Genomic DNA, 15,627 nt, shown 5'->3' with positions numbered 1-15,627 from the left:
GGGCCGGCCCCCCGGCGTACGGCCCGCTGACGGAAGCGTCCCACAGCGTGCGCCCCGACGGCGGTGCGCAGGCGTCGTCACGCCCGGCGCCGGTCGCCCCACACGAAGCCGGCCGCGACGACGAGCACCAGCACCGGCCCCGTCATGCCGGCCATGTACTGCAGCGGCGAGATGCCGAGCAGCAGCGTGAGGCCGCCCAGGACCGCCGCGACCCAGCCGATCCAGCGCGGCGCTGCGGCATGCCGCAGCGCGGCGGCGGCGAGCGCGGTCCCGGTGATCCCGGCGCCGACCCAGAGCCACGGCAGCGTGCCGATCCAGTGGCCGAACACCACCGCCGCCTCGGGCACGATCTCGGTCTCGTCGTCGGCCAGCGCGAAGGCGAACTCGGTGTTCAGCCCGGTGCCGATGAGCCCCGCGACCGAGGTCAGCAGCAGCCCGAACGCGGCGACGTCGGGCAGCAGGCTGTCGGCCGGCGCCTGCGCCTTGAGCCGGCGGCGCAGCCCGGCCGCGAAGACCACCAGCAGGACGGTGGCCAGCATCATCGTGACGTGGAACACCACGATGTTGGGGACGAAGTCGCGCAGGCCCGCCAGGATCGCGACGGCGTCGCCGTCCTCGTCGTAAACCGCGGAGACGCTCATCGACGCCTGAATGCCGACGACGCCGGCCAGGCCGGCCAGCACGCCGGTGTACGCCCAGAGGCGCGGCGCCGCCGTCGCGGTCTTGTGTGTGGTGCCCGTTGCCAGGCTGGTACTCATCGTTCTCCCCCTCGTCGGTGCGTTGACGAAGGGAGCGTGCCGGGGGCGCCGTCCCGGCCGCCACGGCATCCTGTCCCGAACCTCCGGGCAGTCGCGCCGGGACGTCAGTTCATCGACGGGTCGGCGGGGAAGGTCGCCATGAGGGCCAGCTGGCCGCCCTGGCGGCGCAGCACCACCGGCCACAGGTCCTGCGCGTCGGTGCGGAACGCGTCGCCCGGCTCGGAGTCGACGACGTACCACGAGCCCTCGTCGATCTCGCCCTCCAGCTGGTCCGGCGCCCAGCCGGCGTAGCCGGCGAACACCCGCATCGCCGTCACCGCGGGCTCGATGATCTCGGCCGGGGTGTCGAGGTCCACCACGCCGAGCCGGCCGCGCACCCGGCGGATGCCCAGCGGCTCGTCGCTGCCGCCGACGGCCACCAGCCCGAGCGCGCTGTCGAGGCTGACCGGGCCGCCCTGGAACACCACGCCGGGCTCGGAGACCACGGAGATCCAGCGCGGCAGGACGTCACCCACCAGCACCTCGGTCGGCTTGTTGACCATGACACCGAGGGCGCCGTCGCCGTCATGCGACAGCATCAGGATGACCGCCCGGTCGAACGTCGAACCACGCAGCGACGGCGCCGCCACGAGCAGCTTCCCGGTCAGCTTCTCGGCGCCCACGGGATCGGGCTCCATCACACGGGGATGGCCGGGAAGTCGCCGGTCTCCTCGGCCACGCGCCTGATGGTCTCGACACTGCCGCGCACCGCCTCGGCCACCGCGTCGGCGACGCCGGAGTGGAACACGCTGGGGACGATGTACGACGGGTTGAGCTCTTCGTCCTTGACGGTGGCGGCCAGCGCCGCGGCGGCGGCCAGCATCATCTCCGTCGTCACCGACCGGCTGCGCGCGTCGAGCAGGCCGCGGAAGACGCCCGGGAACGCGAGCACGTTGTTGATCTGGTTCGGGTAGTCCGACCGCCCGGTGGCCACCACCGCGGCGTACTCGCCGGCGGCCCGCGGGTCGATCTCGGGCTCGGGGTTGGCCAGCGCGAACACGATGGCGTTGGGCGCCATGGTGGCGACGTCGGCGGCGGTGAGCACGTTCGGCGCCGACACCCCGATGAACAGGTCGGCGTCGCGCACGGCGTCGCGGAGGTCGCCGGTGACGCCGCGCGGGTTGCACTGCTCGAGGTACCAGGTGGGCACACCGGTGAGGTCGGCCCGGCCGGGGTGGATGACGCCGTTGATGTCGGCGGCGACGATGTCGGTGACGCCGGCCGCCACCAGCAGCTGCGCGATGGCGTGGCCGGCCGCGCCGGCGCCCGACATCGCGACGCGGATGGAGCCGATCTCCTTGCCGACCACCTTGAGCGCGTTGTGCAGCGCCGCGAGCACCACGATGGCGGTGCCGTGCTGGTCGTCGTGGAAGACGGGGATGTCGAGCAGCTCGCGCAGCCGGGCCTCGACCTCGAAGCAGCGCGGCGCGGAGATGTCCTCGAGGTTGATGCCGGCGAAGACGGGCGCGATGTTCTGGACGGTGCGGATGATCTCGTCGACGTCCTGGGTGTCGAGGCAGATGGGGAACGCGTCGATGCCGCCGAACCGCTTGAACAGCGCCGCCTTGCCCTCCATGACGGGAAGGGCCGCCGTCGCGCCGATGTTGCCCAGCCCCAGCACCGCCGAGCCGTCCGTGACGACGGCGACGGTGTTGCGCTTGATGGTCAGCCGGCGGGCGTCGTCGGGGTTGTCGACGAGCGCCTGCGACACCCGGGCCACGCCGGGGGTGTAGATGAGCGAGAGGTCGTCGCGGTTGCGGATCGGGACCTTCGACACGACCTCGATCTTGCCGCCGAGGTGCACGAGGAAGGTCCGGTCGCTGACCTTGCCGATGATGACCCCGGGCACCGAGCGCAGCGCCATGACCAGCTCGCCCGCGTGCGCCGACGACGTGGCGGCGCAGGTGACGTCGACCTGGATGCGGTCGGCGCCCGATGCGGTGACGTCGAGCGCGGTGACGAGCCCACCCGCCTTCTCGACGGCGGCGGTGAGCTGGCCGACGGACGAGCCGCCCGCGGGCACCTCGAGCCTGACGGTGATCGAGTAGGAGACGCTCGGAACGCTGACCACGGTGACCCTTCTTGCCGAGAGGTGAGCAGCACCACCGTAGTTGATCCGGCACCCGCGAGATCCCCTTACTCCCCCGGTCGTGACGGGTAAGGGGTCGCCGCCGCACGGGGTGTGCGTGGTCGCCCGATGCCGCCGGCCCGCCCTCAGCACGAGTCTCGACGGTGAGAGGCCAGTCCAGGGGAGGCAGACCATGATCGACAGCATCCGCGCGGAGCTCGACTACCGCCAGGAACGCGTCCGCCGCGACGCCGTCACGACCCGCCGCGACGCGCGCCGTGACGCCGTGTCCGCACCGAAGGTCGTCCGCCCCACGGGGCGCCGGCCGCGCCCGGTTCGCTGACCGGCCGAAAATGCCCGCGACCTTGTCGGAGGGGTATGCGAGCATCGGTGTCGTGCCAAGGCTCGGAACCGGTGTCCCGTTCACCGCCCGCGGCAGCGAGTCCGCTCAGCTGCGTACGGCGCTCCAGCGCGCCCGTGGCGGCGCCGGCGTCGCGGTGCTGCTCTCCGGCGACGCCGGGGTGGGGAAGAGCCGCCTGCTCACGGAGTTCCTCGCCGAGGCCGAGGCCGGCGGCACCCACGTGCTGCTGGGCCGCTGCGTCAGCGTCGGCGAGGCCGGGCTGCCGTACCTGCCGTTCAAGGAGGTCGTCGAGCAGCTGCGGCGGGTCCGGCCCGACCTCGTCGACGCCCGGCCGGCGCTGGCCGGGCTCATCGGCCGCGCCGCGGCCACCACCGCGCGCTCCGGCGAGGAGACCGACCTCGGTCAGCTGCAGCTGTTCGACGCCATGGTCACCGTCCTGGCCGAGCTCAGCGACGACGCGCCGGTGGTGCTCGCCATCGAGGACCTGCACTGGAGCGACGCCTCCAGCCGCGACCTGCTGTCGTTCCTGGTGTCGCGGCTGGCGGCGCAGCGGCTGCTGGTGGTCGCCACGTACCGCTCCGACGACCTCCACCGGCAGCACCCGCTGCGGCCGCTGCTGGCCGAGCTGGTCCGGCTGCCGGTCGTCGAGCGGCTCGACCTCGCGCCGTTCGGCCCGGCCGACGCGCTGGCGTTCGTCGAGGCGCTGGCCGACGGCGGCATCGACCCCGAGTGGCTGGCCGACGTCGCGGCGCGGTCCGAGGGCAACGCGTTCTTCGCCGAGGAACTGGTGGCGGCCAGCGCCACGGGCCCGGCCGGCGGCATCCCCACCGCACTGGCCGACGTCCTGCTGTCGCGGGTCGAGACGTTGAGCCCGGCCGCCCAGCGGGTCGTCGGCGCCATCTCCGTCACCGGACGCCGGCACGTCGGGCACGCCGCGCTGCGCTCCGTCATCGACCTCCCCGACGGCGACCTCGACGCCGCGCTGCGCGAGGCGCTGCAGCACCACATCCTCGTCACCGACGACCACGGCGGCTACACGTTCAGGCACGCGCTGCTGCGCGAGGCCGTCTACGCCGACCTGCTGCCGGGCGAGCGGGTGCGGCTGCACGCCGCCTACGCGCGCCGCATCGTCGAACTGCAGCAGGACGAGCTGGCCGGCGCGCTCGCCTACCACAGCCTGCGCAGCAACGACCTCCCCACGGCGCTGGCCGCGTCGGTCAAGGCGGCCGACGACGCCATGCGCGTCGGCGCGCTCGCGGCCGAGCTGCGCTACGTCGAGCAGGCACTCGAGCTGTGGCCGGGGGTCGACGACCCCGCGGCGCGATCCGGTGTCGACGAGCTGGCGCTCACCCGCAAGGCCGCCTACGTCGCCAGCGCGGCCGGGCACCCGGAGCGAGCCGCCGCCTACGCGCAGGCGGCAGTCGAACTGGCCGACCGCGACGCCGACACCGTCACCCGCGCCGACGTCCGCCGTCAGTTCACCGAGACCCTTCTGGCCAGCATCCGGTGGCACGAGGCCGAGCAGGTCATCGAGGACGCCTGGGCGCTGGTCGAGGCCGAGCCGGCCAGCCGCACCCGCGCCTGGGTGCTGGCGCTGCGGGCGCGCACCCGCCTGGCCCGCGAGAACGAGCTCTCCCGCCAGTTCGCCGAGCAGGCCATCGCCGACGCACGGGCCAGCGGCAGCGTCAGCGCCGAGTCCGACGCGCTCATCACGCTCGCCTTCAACGACCTCCGCGCGGGCGCCGTCGAAGACGCCTGCGCGCTGTTCGAGCAGGCGCGGCAGAACGCCATCCGGGTCGGCGCGGCCAACGTCGAGCTGCGGGCGTCGTTCAACCTCGTCACCACCCGGTACGAGCAGGGGCGGCTCGACGAAGCCAGCGCCATCGCCGACGCCGGCGGCGCCCGCGCCGCCGAGCTGGGCCTCACGTGGAGCGCCTACGGCCTCGAGCTGCGCTGGATGGGCGCCATGGTCCACTACGCGCGCGGCAGCTGGGACGAAGCGCTCGCGGCCGCCAGCCCGCCCGGCGAGCAGGTCTCCGACACCATCTCGGCGCTGCTCGCGGCGTCGGCGGCGATCATCAAGGTGAGCCGCGGCCGGTTCGACGAAGCGCAGCGCGACCTCGACCGCATCCGGCCCGAGTGGCATCGCGACGGCCAGATCGCCCAACTGGCCGGCATCGCGGGCATCGAGATGGCCGGCTGGCAGGGCCGCCACCGCGACGCCGGCCGGGTCGCCGACGACGCCATCGCGTCCATGCGCAAGGGCGACGACGACTACTGGCCGCTCGGCGGCATCCGGCTCGCCACGCTCGCGCTCGGCTCGCTGGCCGACGTCGCGGCGCAGGCCCGGCTCGACCACGACGACACGGCCGAGGCCGCCGCCGTCACCGAGGGGCGACGGTTCGTCGAGCACGCCCGCAGCACCGCCGAGCACGGCATCCCGCGCGCCGACCGTCTCGGCGCCGAGGGCCTGGCGTGGCTGGCCCGGCTGCGCGCCGAGGAGTCCCGGCTCACCGGCCACGCCGACCCCGAGGCGTGGCGCGCGGTCGTCGAGGCGTTCGGCTACGGCGAGCCCTTCCACGTCGCGCTGGGCCGCTGGCGCCTGGCCGAGGCGCTCGTCACCACCGGCGACCGCGACGCCGCCGCCGTCGAGCTGGCCGCCGCACACGAGGCCGCCGAGCGGCTGGGCGCGCAGCCGCTCACCACCGCCGTCCGCGACCTCGCCCGGCGGGCCCACGTCGCGCTGCCCGGCACGGTGCTGCCGAGCGCCGGGCTGCTGACGCCGCGCGAGCTGGGCGTGCTCGAGCTGGTGGCCCGCGGCTACACCAACCGCAAGGTCGGCGAAGAGCTGTTCATCAGTGAGAAGACGGTCAGCGTGCACCTGTCGCGGGTCATGACGAAGCTCGGCGCGGCCAGCCGCACCGAGGCGGTGTCGATCGCGCACCAGCGGGGCCTGCTCGCCGACGCCGGCTGACGCCGCGGCCGCGGCAGGGTCAGACGGCGGCCTCGTCGCGCCGGGCGAGGATCGCGTCGACCGTCTGCTCCGGCGTCAGCTCCGACGTGTCCAGCCACAGCCCGACCCGCGGCGTCTCGGTGCGCAGCGACGTGTCGAGGTCGTCGACGGTCCAGGCGCCGTAGCCGGTCTTGCCGCGGCCCGCCTCCCGCTCGGCGACGGTGTCCGGCGCCGGCGCCAGCACCACGACGTGCAGCGGGCGGGTGCGGACCAGCTCGACGTACTCCGCCAGCACCGGCCCGATCACGACGTCCTGCACGACCGCCGTGAACCCGGCGGCCGCGTACTCGTCGGCGGCCCCGGCGGCGATGCGGTAGCGCAACCTCAGCTGCCTCATCCCCTCCGCGTCGCCCGGTACCGGGTCGACGCGGCCGGACACGATGGCCTTGCGGAACGTGTCGCCGCGCACGTGCGCCGCCTTCGGCAGCCGCTCGGCCAGCGCCTGCGCGACGGTGGACTTGCCGGCCGCCATGATGCCGGTGATCAGGTAGACGCTGGACACGAGCGGCCACTCTGCCAGGCCGGGCACCCGCCCGTCACCAGGATTTCCCGCCGTCGCGATCGCCGGACGGTCGCGCCACTCGCCCCGCCCCGCGCCGCGATCGCCCCACCCCGAGTTGATCATGGAGAAGCTCGGCATCTCGACGCGATTGAGCCGACTTCTTCATGATCAACAGTCGCTGGGGCCGCCGTCGCCGCGAACCGAACGGCGGCTGGCGCTACACCGCGCGGCCTGTCCCCGCACTTCCCCCGTCCCCTGATAGCTGCCAGTTCTTAGGCCGCGGTGCCGCGGGTCAAGCGGTGACACGTCCGCGCGAAGCGCCGTTCGGCTCCGCTCGAGGCGCGGTGCCGCGGCTGAGAAAATGGGCAGCAGGGGGACGGCCAACTGGAGCACGACGGCGACGTGGGCCAACCTCAGAACAGACGACCGAGCTCACTTGAGGCCCGTCGCGTTGCCGGAGCGCATGAAGTAGCGCGAGAAGAACACGTAGACGATGGCGATAGGGATCGTCGAGAGCGTGGCCAGCGCCAGCTTCAGCGGGAACTGCTGCGACCCCTGCAGGTCGCCGGCGGTGAGGCGGGCGATGCCGAGGTTCATGGTGGCGAGATCGGGGTCCGACGTCGCGACGAGGAAGTGGGTGAACTCGTTCCACGAGCCCTGGAAGGACAGGATCGTCACGGTCACCAGCGCCGGGCGCACCAGCGGCAGGATCACACTCCAGAACGTCCGGAACACGCCGGCGCCGTCGATGCGGGCCGCCTCGTCCAGTTCGGTCGGCACGGCCTCGAACGCCGTCTTCATCAGCAGGATCCCGACCGCGTCGCAGAATAGCGGCAGGATCATCCCGGCGTAGCTGTTGAACATGCCGAGCTCGTTGAGCACCAGGAACTTCGGGATCAGCAGCACGACACCGGGAACGGCCAGCACGGCGACGACGCCGGCGAACACCACGGCCCGCCCGCGGAACCGCAGCCGCGCCAGCGCGTAGCCGGCGAGGCTGTCGATGATCAGCCGGCCCAGCGTCACGGAGATGGTGACGGCGAACGAGTTGCCCAGCCAGCGGAACACCGGCACCGAGTACGCCGGGTTCGACCCGGCCACCACCTCCCAGGCGGCCAGCGTCACCGGCGACGGGATCAGCGACACCGGGTTGCCGACGGCGTCGGCGTCGGTCTTGAACGACGTCGCCACCTGGACGAGGAACGGCCCGAGGTAGAGCAGCGTCCCGAGCGCCAGCAGCCCGTACCCGATCACCCGCACGGCCACCTTGCGCGGCAGCGGCGAGTACCGGTCGGTGAGCACGACGGGGACGGCGTCGCGCTCGCGCCTCCCCCGCGACGCCCCCGCCGCCCGCGACGTCCCCGCCGCCCGCCGCCCCCGCCGCAACGTCAGCCCGCTCATGCCCGCCGCTCCCTTCCCACCCACCGCTGCAGCAGCGTGAGCACGATGATGATCGCGAACAGCACGAACGCCACCGCCGCGCCGACGCCGAACTGGCCGTCGCCGAAGCTGCGCACGTAGGAGATGTAGGCCGGCGTCAGCGTCGTCTTGGCCGGCGCGCCCTGCGACAGGATGAACACCTGGTCGAACACCTGCCAGCTGCTGATCAGCGCCAGCGTGACGACGAGCACGATGCTGCGGCGCATCAGCGGCAGCGTCAGGTGCCGGAACCGCTGCCACCCGCCGGCGCCGTCGATCGCGGTCGCCTCCTCCAGTTCGACCGGGATGTCCTGCAGCCCGACCAGGAAGAACAGCATGAACGTGCCCGACGACGCCCAGATGGTCAGCGTGATCAGCGCGCACATCGCCACCGACGGGCCGGACAGCCAGTTCCACAGGCTCAGCCCGCCGAGCGTGGTGTCGGCCAGTGCCGCCGGCGCCTCGGACACCCCGAACCACCCGAACACGATGTGCAGTACGCCGCGCGGGTCGGTGAACCACGACGGCCCGTCGACGCCCACCCACGACAGCACGACGTTGACGACGCCGGAGCCCTGGAACAGGAAGAGGAACAGGACGCTGATCGCCACCGACGACGTGATGGCCGGGAAGTAGAAGATGGTGCGGAAGAACGAGCGGCCGCGCAGCACGTACGAATTGACCGCCATCGCCAGCGCGAACGACACCACCACGACGCCGGTGACGTTGAACAGCACGTAGTAGATCGTGTTGCGCACGCTCAGCATGAAGTCGCTGCGCAGCAGCCCGGCGTCGGCGAGCAGGCTCTGGTAGTTCGCCAGCCCGACGAACTCGGCGTCGCCGGAGAACGGGCTGGACTGCCCGTTCCAGTCCAGCAGGCTGACCCACAGCGCCATGAGGATCGGCACGAACAGGAACACCACCAGCACGATCACGGCCGGCGCGACGAACAGCCAGCCGGCCCGGCGCTCCTGCCGCAGGTGCCCGGAGCCGACGCGTCGGCGGACCGGCCGGGTCCGGCCCGCCGACGCCTCCCGGGTGACCGTCGCGGTCACGTCACTCCTGCGCGAGGAGCGCTTCGCCGTTGGTCTGCAGCGCCTGCAGCGCCTGCTCCGGGGTGACGGTGCCGGCCGCCATGCCCTCGAGCTGGGTGTTGAAGTCGGCGAGGACGGACTCGAAGCCCGGCACCGCGACCTGGCTGCGGGCGGTCTCCATGCCCTCGGCGAACGCGGCCTTCTCCGGGAACGTCTCGGCGTTCCAGTCGGCGAGGCTGGCGCGCGACGGGATCGGGCCGAACGCCTCGGCGAACGTCTGCTGCTGCTCGGGGCCGGCGAGGGCGTTGACGAGGTCGACGGCGGCGGCTTGGTTCTCGCTGTCGGCGGCGATGCCCCAGCAGTTGGTGAACGCCGTCGCCGCGGGCCCGCCCGGGCCGGCCGGCATCGGGACGGCGGTCCACTGCCGTTCCGGGAAGTCGTTCTGCAACGCGCCGACGATCCAGGCGCCCTCGATCGTCATCGCGGACTTGCCGCTGCCGAGCGCCTCGCCGCCCCACGCCGCGTCGATGGTGGGCGCGAACGCGAACGTGCCGGCGTCCATGTTGTCTTTGAGGTACTGCAGCGTCGCGAGGTTCTCCGGGGTGTCCGCGGTGACCTCGGTCTGGTCGTCGTTCACGAAGAACCCGCCGCCGGCCAGCATGAACGAGCCGACGGGGTTGTAGTCGCCGGTGAACGCGAGGCCGACCCTGCCGTCGGCGGTGAGCGCCTGCGCGGCGGCGGCGAGACCGTCCCAGTCCTGCGGGTAGTCGCCCTCGGCCAGGCCGGCCGCGGCCCACGCCTCGGTGTCGATGACCAGCGCGTGCACGCCGCCGTCCTTGGGCGCGCAGTACAGCTCGTCCTCGTAGGTGAACGCGTCGCGCAGCGACTGGTAGATGTCGTCGGCGTCGTCGATCTGGTCGCCGTACGGGTACAGCGAGCCGCCCTCGGCGAGCATGCGGAAGCGGTCCGGGCTGACGTAGAAGACGTCCGGCGGGTTGCCGCCGGCGAGGCCCTGCTGCAGCTGCTGCACGAGGTCCTGGGCCGGGATCACCTCGACCTCGTTGCCGGTCTCCTCGGCCCACTGCGCCGTCGCGTCCTGGACGGCGACCGTCTCGGCCTCGCCGGACGAGCCGATCATGACGGTGAGCGACGCACCGCCCTCGGTGCCGCCGGTGGCCGCGTCGTCGCCGGCGGCGTCGTCATCGTCGTCGAAGCCGCTGCCGCAGGCGGCCAGCACGGTCGCGGCCGCCACGGCTGTGGCCACCGCCAATGGGGTTCGGGGGAACTGCATGTCAAGCCTCCGTGGGGGCGGCCGGACCGGGTCCGGCGGGGCGAGAGCTGGCCCGGACGACCAGCGACGGGCGCAGCAGGCGGTGCTCGGGGCCGGGCGGGGTGACCACGACACCGAGCAGGCCGAGCAACATCTGGACGACTTCGTGGCCGATCTGCTCGATCGGCTGGGAGAGGCTGGTGAGGTCGACGCCGGGCAGCCGGGCGGCGGGGGTGTCGTCGAACCCGACGACGGCGACGTCCTCGCCCGGACGCAGGCCACGGTCGGCGAGCGCCCGCAGCGCGCCGTACGCGGAGTCGTCGCTGACGCAGACCAGCGCGGTGGGCGCGTCGTCGCCGTCGAGCAGGGTGGTGGCGAGGGCGCGGCCGGTGCCGGCGCCGCCCTCGGCGCGGACGACCCGCGGGTCCAGGCCGAGGCGCAGGCAGGCCGCGGTGTACCCGGCGACGCGGTCGTCGCCGACGCCGGACCCCTCGGGCCAGCCGATGAACGCGACGCGGCGGTGGCCGAGCGCGTGCAGGTGCTCGACCGCCTCCGTCATGCCGGCCGCGCCGTCGACGTCGACCCAGCGGCCGATGTCGGGGCCGGACCAGCTGCGGCCGAACGCCGCGAAGGGGACGCCCTGCTCGGTGAGCCAGGCCGGCCGCGGGTCGGCGACCACGGTGTCGGCCAGCACGAACCCGTCGACCGCGCGCTGGGCGAGCAGTTCCGCGTACCGGTCCAGCCCGGCGTCGCCCGCGGGCGCGGTGAACAGCAGGACGTGGAAGCCGTGACCGGCCGCGGACTCGGTGACGGCGTGCACGAACCGGTCGAGGACGGGGTTGAGGTTGCCGGCCGCGGCGGGCTGGACGCAGTAGCCGATGAGGTTGCTCATGCGGGTGCGCAGCGACCGGGCGGACCGGTTGGGACGGTAGCGCAGCGCCTGGATGGCCTCTTCGACCCGCTGCCGGGTCTCCGGCGCCACCCGCTCGGGCGCGTTCAGGACGTTGGAGACGGTCTGCCGCGACACACCGGCCGCCGACGCGACGCTCTCGAGCGTGGCACCACTCTCCGGTGTCGCCATCGGACGTCCTCCTTGACGTGTTGAACGATCAAAACTCGGTTGATAGCGTGCGTTTGATCGTTCAAAGATGGGATCTGGTTCAGAGTTAAGAACGCGTCGACTGTTCTGTCAAGTCACGGAAGGATCACCGTGGTGACCGCTCCACCCGCCTCCGGCCCGGTGCCGCAGCCGTTCCTGCACGACCTCGTCAGCTGCGTCAAGGCACCGACGGTGGCGCTGTCCGGCGCCGACGGGCAGCTGCGGGCAGCCGGCGCCCAGGGCGTGCTCAGCCACGACCGGCGGGTCCTCTCCGAGCTCCGCGTCGACGTCGACGGCCACGAGCCGGAGCCGGCCGGGCACGGCCTGCGCGGCGCGGGGCACGCCCACTTCACCGGCATCGTCCGCCACCTCGGCGACACGGGCGCCGACCCGACGGTGCGGCTGGAGCGGCAGCGCTTCGCCCGCGCCGACGGCGTCACCGAGCGGCTGGAGCTGGTCAACAACGCCCGTGTCCCCCTGACGGCGACGGTGCGCCTGCACGTCGCCGCCGACTTCGCCCCCGCCGACGCCATCAAACAGGACGGCGCCCAGGGCGGTGGCCGCCGGCCTATGTCCGGGCCGGGCCGGGTCGAGTGGGACGGCGGCGAGCTGCGCACCACGCTCACGACCGCGGGCGCCACGGTCGAGACGCACGCGACCGGCGCCGTCCTCGCCTGGGCGGTCGAGCTCGCGCCGCGCTCGTCCTGGACCGCCGACGTCACCGTCACCGCCGCGTTCGCAGACGGACCGCCGCCCAACGCGTTCGGACCCGCCGACGGCGCCGGCTGGGACGCCGTCACGGTCACCGGGCGGGCCGACCTCGCCCGCCTCGCCGCCCGCAGCGTCGACGACCTCGGGGCACTCGCGCTCGCCGACCCGCTGGCGCCGGGCGACGCGTTCCTGGCCGCGGGCAGCCCGTGGTTCTTCACCCTGTTCGGCCGCGACTCCCTCTGGGCCGCCCGCTTCACGCTGCCGCTGGGCACCGGCCTCGCCCGCGGGACGCTGCGCACGCTGGCCCGCCGCCAGGGAACGACGCACGACCCGGACACCGCCGAGGCGCCGGGCAAGATCCTGCACGAGGTGCGCATCCCGACGGCCGGAAGCTGGCTGCCGCCGGTCTACTTCGGCACCGTCGACGCCACCGCGCTGTGGGTCTGCCTCCTGCACGACGCCTGGCGGTGGGGGCTCGACGTCCGCGACCTGCTCGATCCGCTCGAAGCGGCGCTGCGCTGGCTGACCGAGGACGCCGACCCCGACGGCGACGGCTTCCTGGAGTACGTCGACAGCAGCGGCCGCGGCCTGGCGAACCAGGGCTGGAAGGACTCCGGCGACTCCATCCAGTACCCCGACGGCACCATCGCCGAGCCGCCGATCGCGCTCAGCGAGGCCCAGGCCTACGCCTACGAAGCCGCCCTCGCCGGGGCGGGCCTGCTCGAGGCGCACGGGCGCGGGGGCGCCGAGCGGCTGCGCGAGTGGGCGGCGGCGCTGCGCGAACGCTTCGCCGCCGCGTTCTGGGTGTCCGACGAGAAGGGCCGGTTCCCCGCCATCGCGCTCGACGGCGCCAAGCGGCCGGTCGGCACCGTCACGTCGAACCTCGGCCACCTGCTCGGCACCGGCCTGCTCGGCCCGGACGACGCCGCCGTCGTCGCGGACCGGCTGAGCCGGCCCGACCTCGACGCCGGGTACGGGCTTCGGACGATGAGCGCCGACGCGGCCGGGTTCAACCCGCTCGGCTACCACGCGGGCAGCATCTGGCCGCACGACACCGCCATCGCGGTCCGCGGACTGGCCGCCGACGGCTTCCCCGGCGTCGCGGCGTCGCTGGCCGACGGGCTGCTGCGGGTCGCGCCCGACTTCGCCTACCGGCTGCCGGAGCTGTTCGCCGGCACCGACGCCCGGGCCGGCGAGCCGGTGCTGGCCTACCCGGCCGCGTGCCGGCCGCAGGCGTGGTCGGCGGCGACGGTGGTCGCGCTGCTGCAGGCGGCGCTCGGTCTGACGGCGGACGTGCCGGGCGGCCGGCTGCGGGTGGCGCCGGACCCGGCGTTCGCCGGCTGGTTCCCGCTGCGGGTCGAGGGCCTGCGGGTCGCCGGCCACCCGCTCACCGTCGCCGTCGACGCCGAGGGACGGGCCGACGTGCGCACGTCCGCGCCGCTGACGGTGCAGACGACGTGAAGCGGCCCAACCTCGTCCTCGTCCTGACCGACGACCACGCGGCGCACGCGATCTCGGCGTACGGCGGCGAGCTGATGCCGACGCCGCAGCTGGACCGCATCGCCGCCGAGGGCCTGCGGTTCGACGCGGCGTTCTGCACGAACGCCCTGTGCGCGCCGAGCCGGGCGTCGATCCTCACCGGCACCTACGGCCACGTCAACGGCGTCCGCACCCTCAGTACGCCCATCGACGCGCGGCAGCCGACGTTCCCGGCGCTGCTGCGCTCCGTCGGCTACCAGACCTGGCTGGTCGGCAAGTGGCACCTCGGCCACGGCGGCGTGCACGACCCGCACGGCTTCGACAGCTGGGAGATCCTGGAGGACCAGGGCGAGTACTGGAATCCGGAACTGCTCGGCCCCGGTGGACGCCGGACGGTCAGCGGCTACACGACGACGGTGCTCACCGACCTCGCGCTCGACCACATCGCCCGGCGCGACCCGGACCGCCCGTTCTGCCTGCTGCTCTGGCACAAGGCGCCGCACCGCAGCTGGGACCCCGACGTCGCCCACCTCGGCCTGTTCGACGGCGTCGACCTGCCCGAACCGCCGACGCTGTTCGACGACTACGCCGGCCGTGGCCGCGGCGCGCGCGAGGCACGGATGCGTGTCGGCCGCGACCTCAACGAGCGCGACCTCAAGGCGCCGTGGCCGCGCGGGCTGCCCGGCGACGAGCGCACCCGCTGGGCCTATCAGAGCTACCTCAAGGACTACCTGCGCTGCGTCGCGTCGATCGACGACAACACCGGCCGGCTGCTCGACGCGCTGGACGAACACGGGCTGGCCGCGGACACCGTCGTCGCCTACTCGTCGGACCAGGGCTTCTTCCTCGGCGACCACGGCTGGTACGACAAGCGGTTCATGTACGAGGAGTCGCTGCGGATGCCGCTCATGGTGCGCTACCCGCGCGAGGTCGCACCCGGCACGTCCACCGCCGCGATGGCACTGAACGTCGACTTCGCGCCCACCTTCCTCGACCTCGCCGGGGTGCCCGCGCACCCGCGCATGCAGGGCCGCAGCCTGGGCCCGCTGCTACGCGGCGAGCGGCCGGACGACTGGCGCACGTCGATGTACTACCGCTACTGGGAGCACCTGGACGGCAGCCACCACGTCCCCGCGCACGTCGGGGTGCGGACGGCGACGCACAAGCTGATCCACTACCCGGGCGACGGACTCGGCGTGCCCGGTGCGTCGTCCGTGCGAACCGAGCCCGAGTGGGAGCTGTTCGACCTCGTCCGCGACCCCGCCGAGCTGACCAGCCGGCACGACGATCCTGCCTACGCCGGCGTCAGGCGCGACCTCACGGCCGAGCTCGAGCGGCTGCGCCGGGAAGTCGGCGACGAGCCGTGGGCCCCCTCTCGTCAGGATGTATGAAAATGCCCTAAAGTGCGCAACCATGGTCGAGTCATCCACCCCCGATGCCACCACCGCCGTCGTCTCCATGGTGGTCGACGCCGACCCCGACGACGTCTTCCCGATGTTCACCGAGCCACGGCGGCTGGCCGGCTGGTACTGGCCACCGGCGTTCGCCGCGATCTACGAGACCGACCCCCGGGCCGGCGGCCGGTTCAGCTTCCGCACCACCGGGCTGTCCAAGGGTCACAACGTCGCGGTCCGCGGCATCTTCGGCGAGATCCGGCGGCCCCGCCTGGTGACGTTCATCTGGTCGTGGGACGGCGACAACGCGCCCGCCAGCCGGGTCGCCGTCCGCCTGGCCCCGTCCGAGCAGGGCGGCACCGAGGTGGTCGTGACGCACAGCCACAACCCCACCGAGGAGCAGCGCGACGACCACCTCAAGGGCTGGCACGACAGCCTCTCGCGCCTGGCCGATCAACTCGCGCTCGGCTAGACTTCCAC

At 73.6% G+C, this 15,627-nt stretch carries 13 protein-coding genes; 5 read left to right on the top strand and 8 right to left on the bottom strand.

What is annotated here, in order from left to right; all coding sequences use genetic code 11:
• Positions 1-77: 77 nt before the first annotated feature.
• The 3 genes from BLV02_RS04835 to BLV02_RS04825 all read right to left on the bottom strand — a co-directional run bounded on the left by BLV02_RS04835 (position 78) and on the right by BLV02_RS04825 (position 2,868).
• The gene (locus BLV02_RS04835; RefSeq protein ID WP_069113029.1) at positions 78-758 is read right to left on the bottom strand and encodes a hypothetical protein; all 681 of its coding nucleotides are present in this window, start codon (positions 756-758) and stop codon (positions 78-80) included.
• 104 nt (positions 759-862) lie between these two features.
• Positions 863-1,435 carry a YqgE/AlgH family protein gene (locus BLV02_RS04830; RefSeq protein WP_069113028.1) on the bottom strand — a complete coding sequence of 191 codons (573 nt, stop codon included), beginning with the start codon at positions 1,433-1,435 and terminating at the stop codon, positions 863-865.
• Positions 1,435-2,868, bottom strand: coding sequence for an NAD-dependent malic enzyme (locus tag BLV02_RS04825; protein ID WP_069113027.1), 1,434 nt, complete (start codon positions 2,866-2,868; stop codon positions 1,435-1,437). The genes BLV02_RS04830 and BLV02_RS04825 overlap by 1 nt, the downstream gene beginning before the upstream one ends.
• A 190-nt stretch (positions 2,869-3,058) precedes the next feature.
• Here BLV02_RS04825 and BLV02_RS36285 point away from each other — a divergent pair, with 190 nt between their 5' ends.
• Positions 3,059-3,208, top strand: a complete 150-nt coding sequence (locus BLV02_RS36285; RefSeq protein WP_171906809.1) for a hypothetical protein — start codon at positions 3,059-3,061, stop codon at positions 3,206-3,208.
• A gap of 52 nt (positions 3,209-3,260) precedes the next feature.
• Positions 3,261-6,200, top strand: a complete 2,940-nt coding sequence (locus tag BLV02_RS04820; RefSeq protein ID WP_218133494.1) for a helix-turn-helix transcriptional regulator — start codon at positions 3,261-3,263, stop codon at positions 6,198-6,200.
• Positions 6,201-6,219: 19 nt separating this feature from the next.
• Here the strand turns inward: BLV02_RS04820 and BLV02_RS04815 are convergent, their stop codons facing one another.
• The 5 genes from BLV02_RS04815 to BLV02_RS04795 form a co-directional block, all read right to left on the bottom strand.
• Positions 6,220-6,741, bottom strand: a complete 522-nt coding sequence (locus BLV02_RS04815) for an AAA family ATPase (protein ID WP_216094366.1) — start codon at positions 6,739-6,741, stop codon at positions 6,220-6,222.
• 432 nt (positions 6,742-7,173) lie between these two features.
• Positions 7,174-8,142, bottom strand: a complete 969-nt coding sequence (locus BLV02_RS04810; protein WP_083288911.1) for a carbohydrate ABC transporter permease — start codon at positions 8,140-8,142, stop codon at positions 7,174-7,176.
• Entirely contained in the window at positions 8,139-9,215 is a 1,077-nt protein-coding gene (locus BLV02_RS04805; RefSeq protein ID WP_216094365.1) for a carbohydrate ABC transporter permease, read from the bottom strand. Before BLV02_RS04805 ends, BLV02_RS04810 begins: the two co-directional genes overlap by 4 nt.
• A gap of 1 nt (position 9,216) precedes the next feature.
• The gene (locus BLV02_RS04800; RefSeq protein ID WP_069113024.1) at positions 9,217-10,485 is read right to left on the bottom strand and encodes a sugar ABC transporter substrate-binding protein; all 1,269 of its coding nucleotides are present in this window, start codon (positions 10,483-10,485) and stop codon (positions 9,217-9,219) included.
• Between the two features lies 1 nt (position 10,486).
• A complete protein-coding gene (locus tag BLV02_RS04795) occupies positions 10,487-11,545 on the bottom strand; it encodes a LacI family DNA-binding transcriptional regulator (protein WP_069113023.1) in 1,059 nt (352 codons plus the stop codon).
• A 132-nt stretch (positions 11,546-11,677) separates the two neighbouring features.
• Here BLV02_RS04795 and BLV02_RS04790 point away from each other — a divergent pair, with 132 nt between their 5' ends.
• Genes BLV02_RS04790 through BLV02_RS04780 form a run of 3 tightly spaced genes read left to right on the top strand, consistent with a single transcriptional unit; the run spans position 11,678 to position 15,619 of the window.
• Positions 11,678-13,735 (top strand): amylo-alpha-1,6-glucosidase, encoded by a 2,058-nt coding sequence (locus BLV02_RS04790; RefSeq protein WP_083288948.1) that lies wholly within the window; start codon positions 11,678-11,680, stop codon positions 13,733-13,735.
• A complete protein-coding gene (locus BLV02_RS04785) occupies positions 13,732-15,144 on the top strand; it encodes a sulfatase family protein (RefSeq protein ID WP_069113021.1) in 1,413 nt (470 codons plus the stop codon). The genes BLV02_RS04790 and BLV02_RS04785 overlap by 4 nt, the downstream gene beginning before the upstream one ends.
• Positions 15,145-15,166: 22 nt before the next feature.
• The gene (locus BLV02_RS04780; protein ID WP_069113020.1) at positions 15,167-15,619 is read left to right on the top strand and encodes an SRPBCC family protein; all 453 of its coding nucleotides are present in this window, start codon (positions 15,167-15,169) and stop codon (positions 15,617-15,619) included.
• Positions 15,620-15,627: the final 8 nt, after the last annotated feature.

It is taken from the genome of Jiangella alba (genome assembly GCF_900106035.1).
Lineage (GTDB): Bacteria > Actinomycetota > Actinomycetes > Jiangellales > Jiangellaceae > Jiangella > Jiangella alba.
This window is presented reverse-complemented; position numbering and strand designations above follow the sequence as displayed.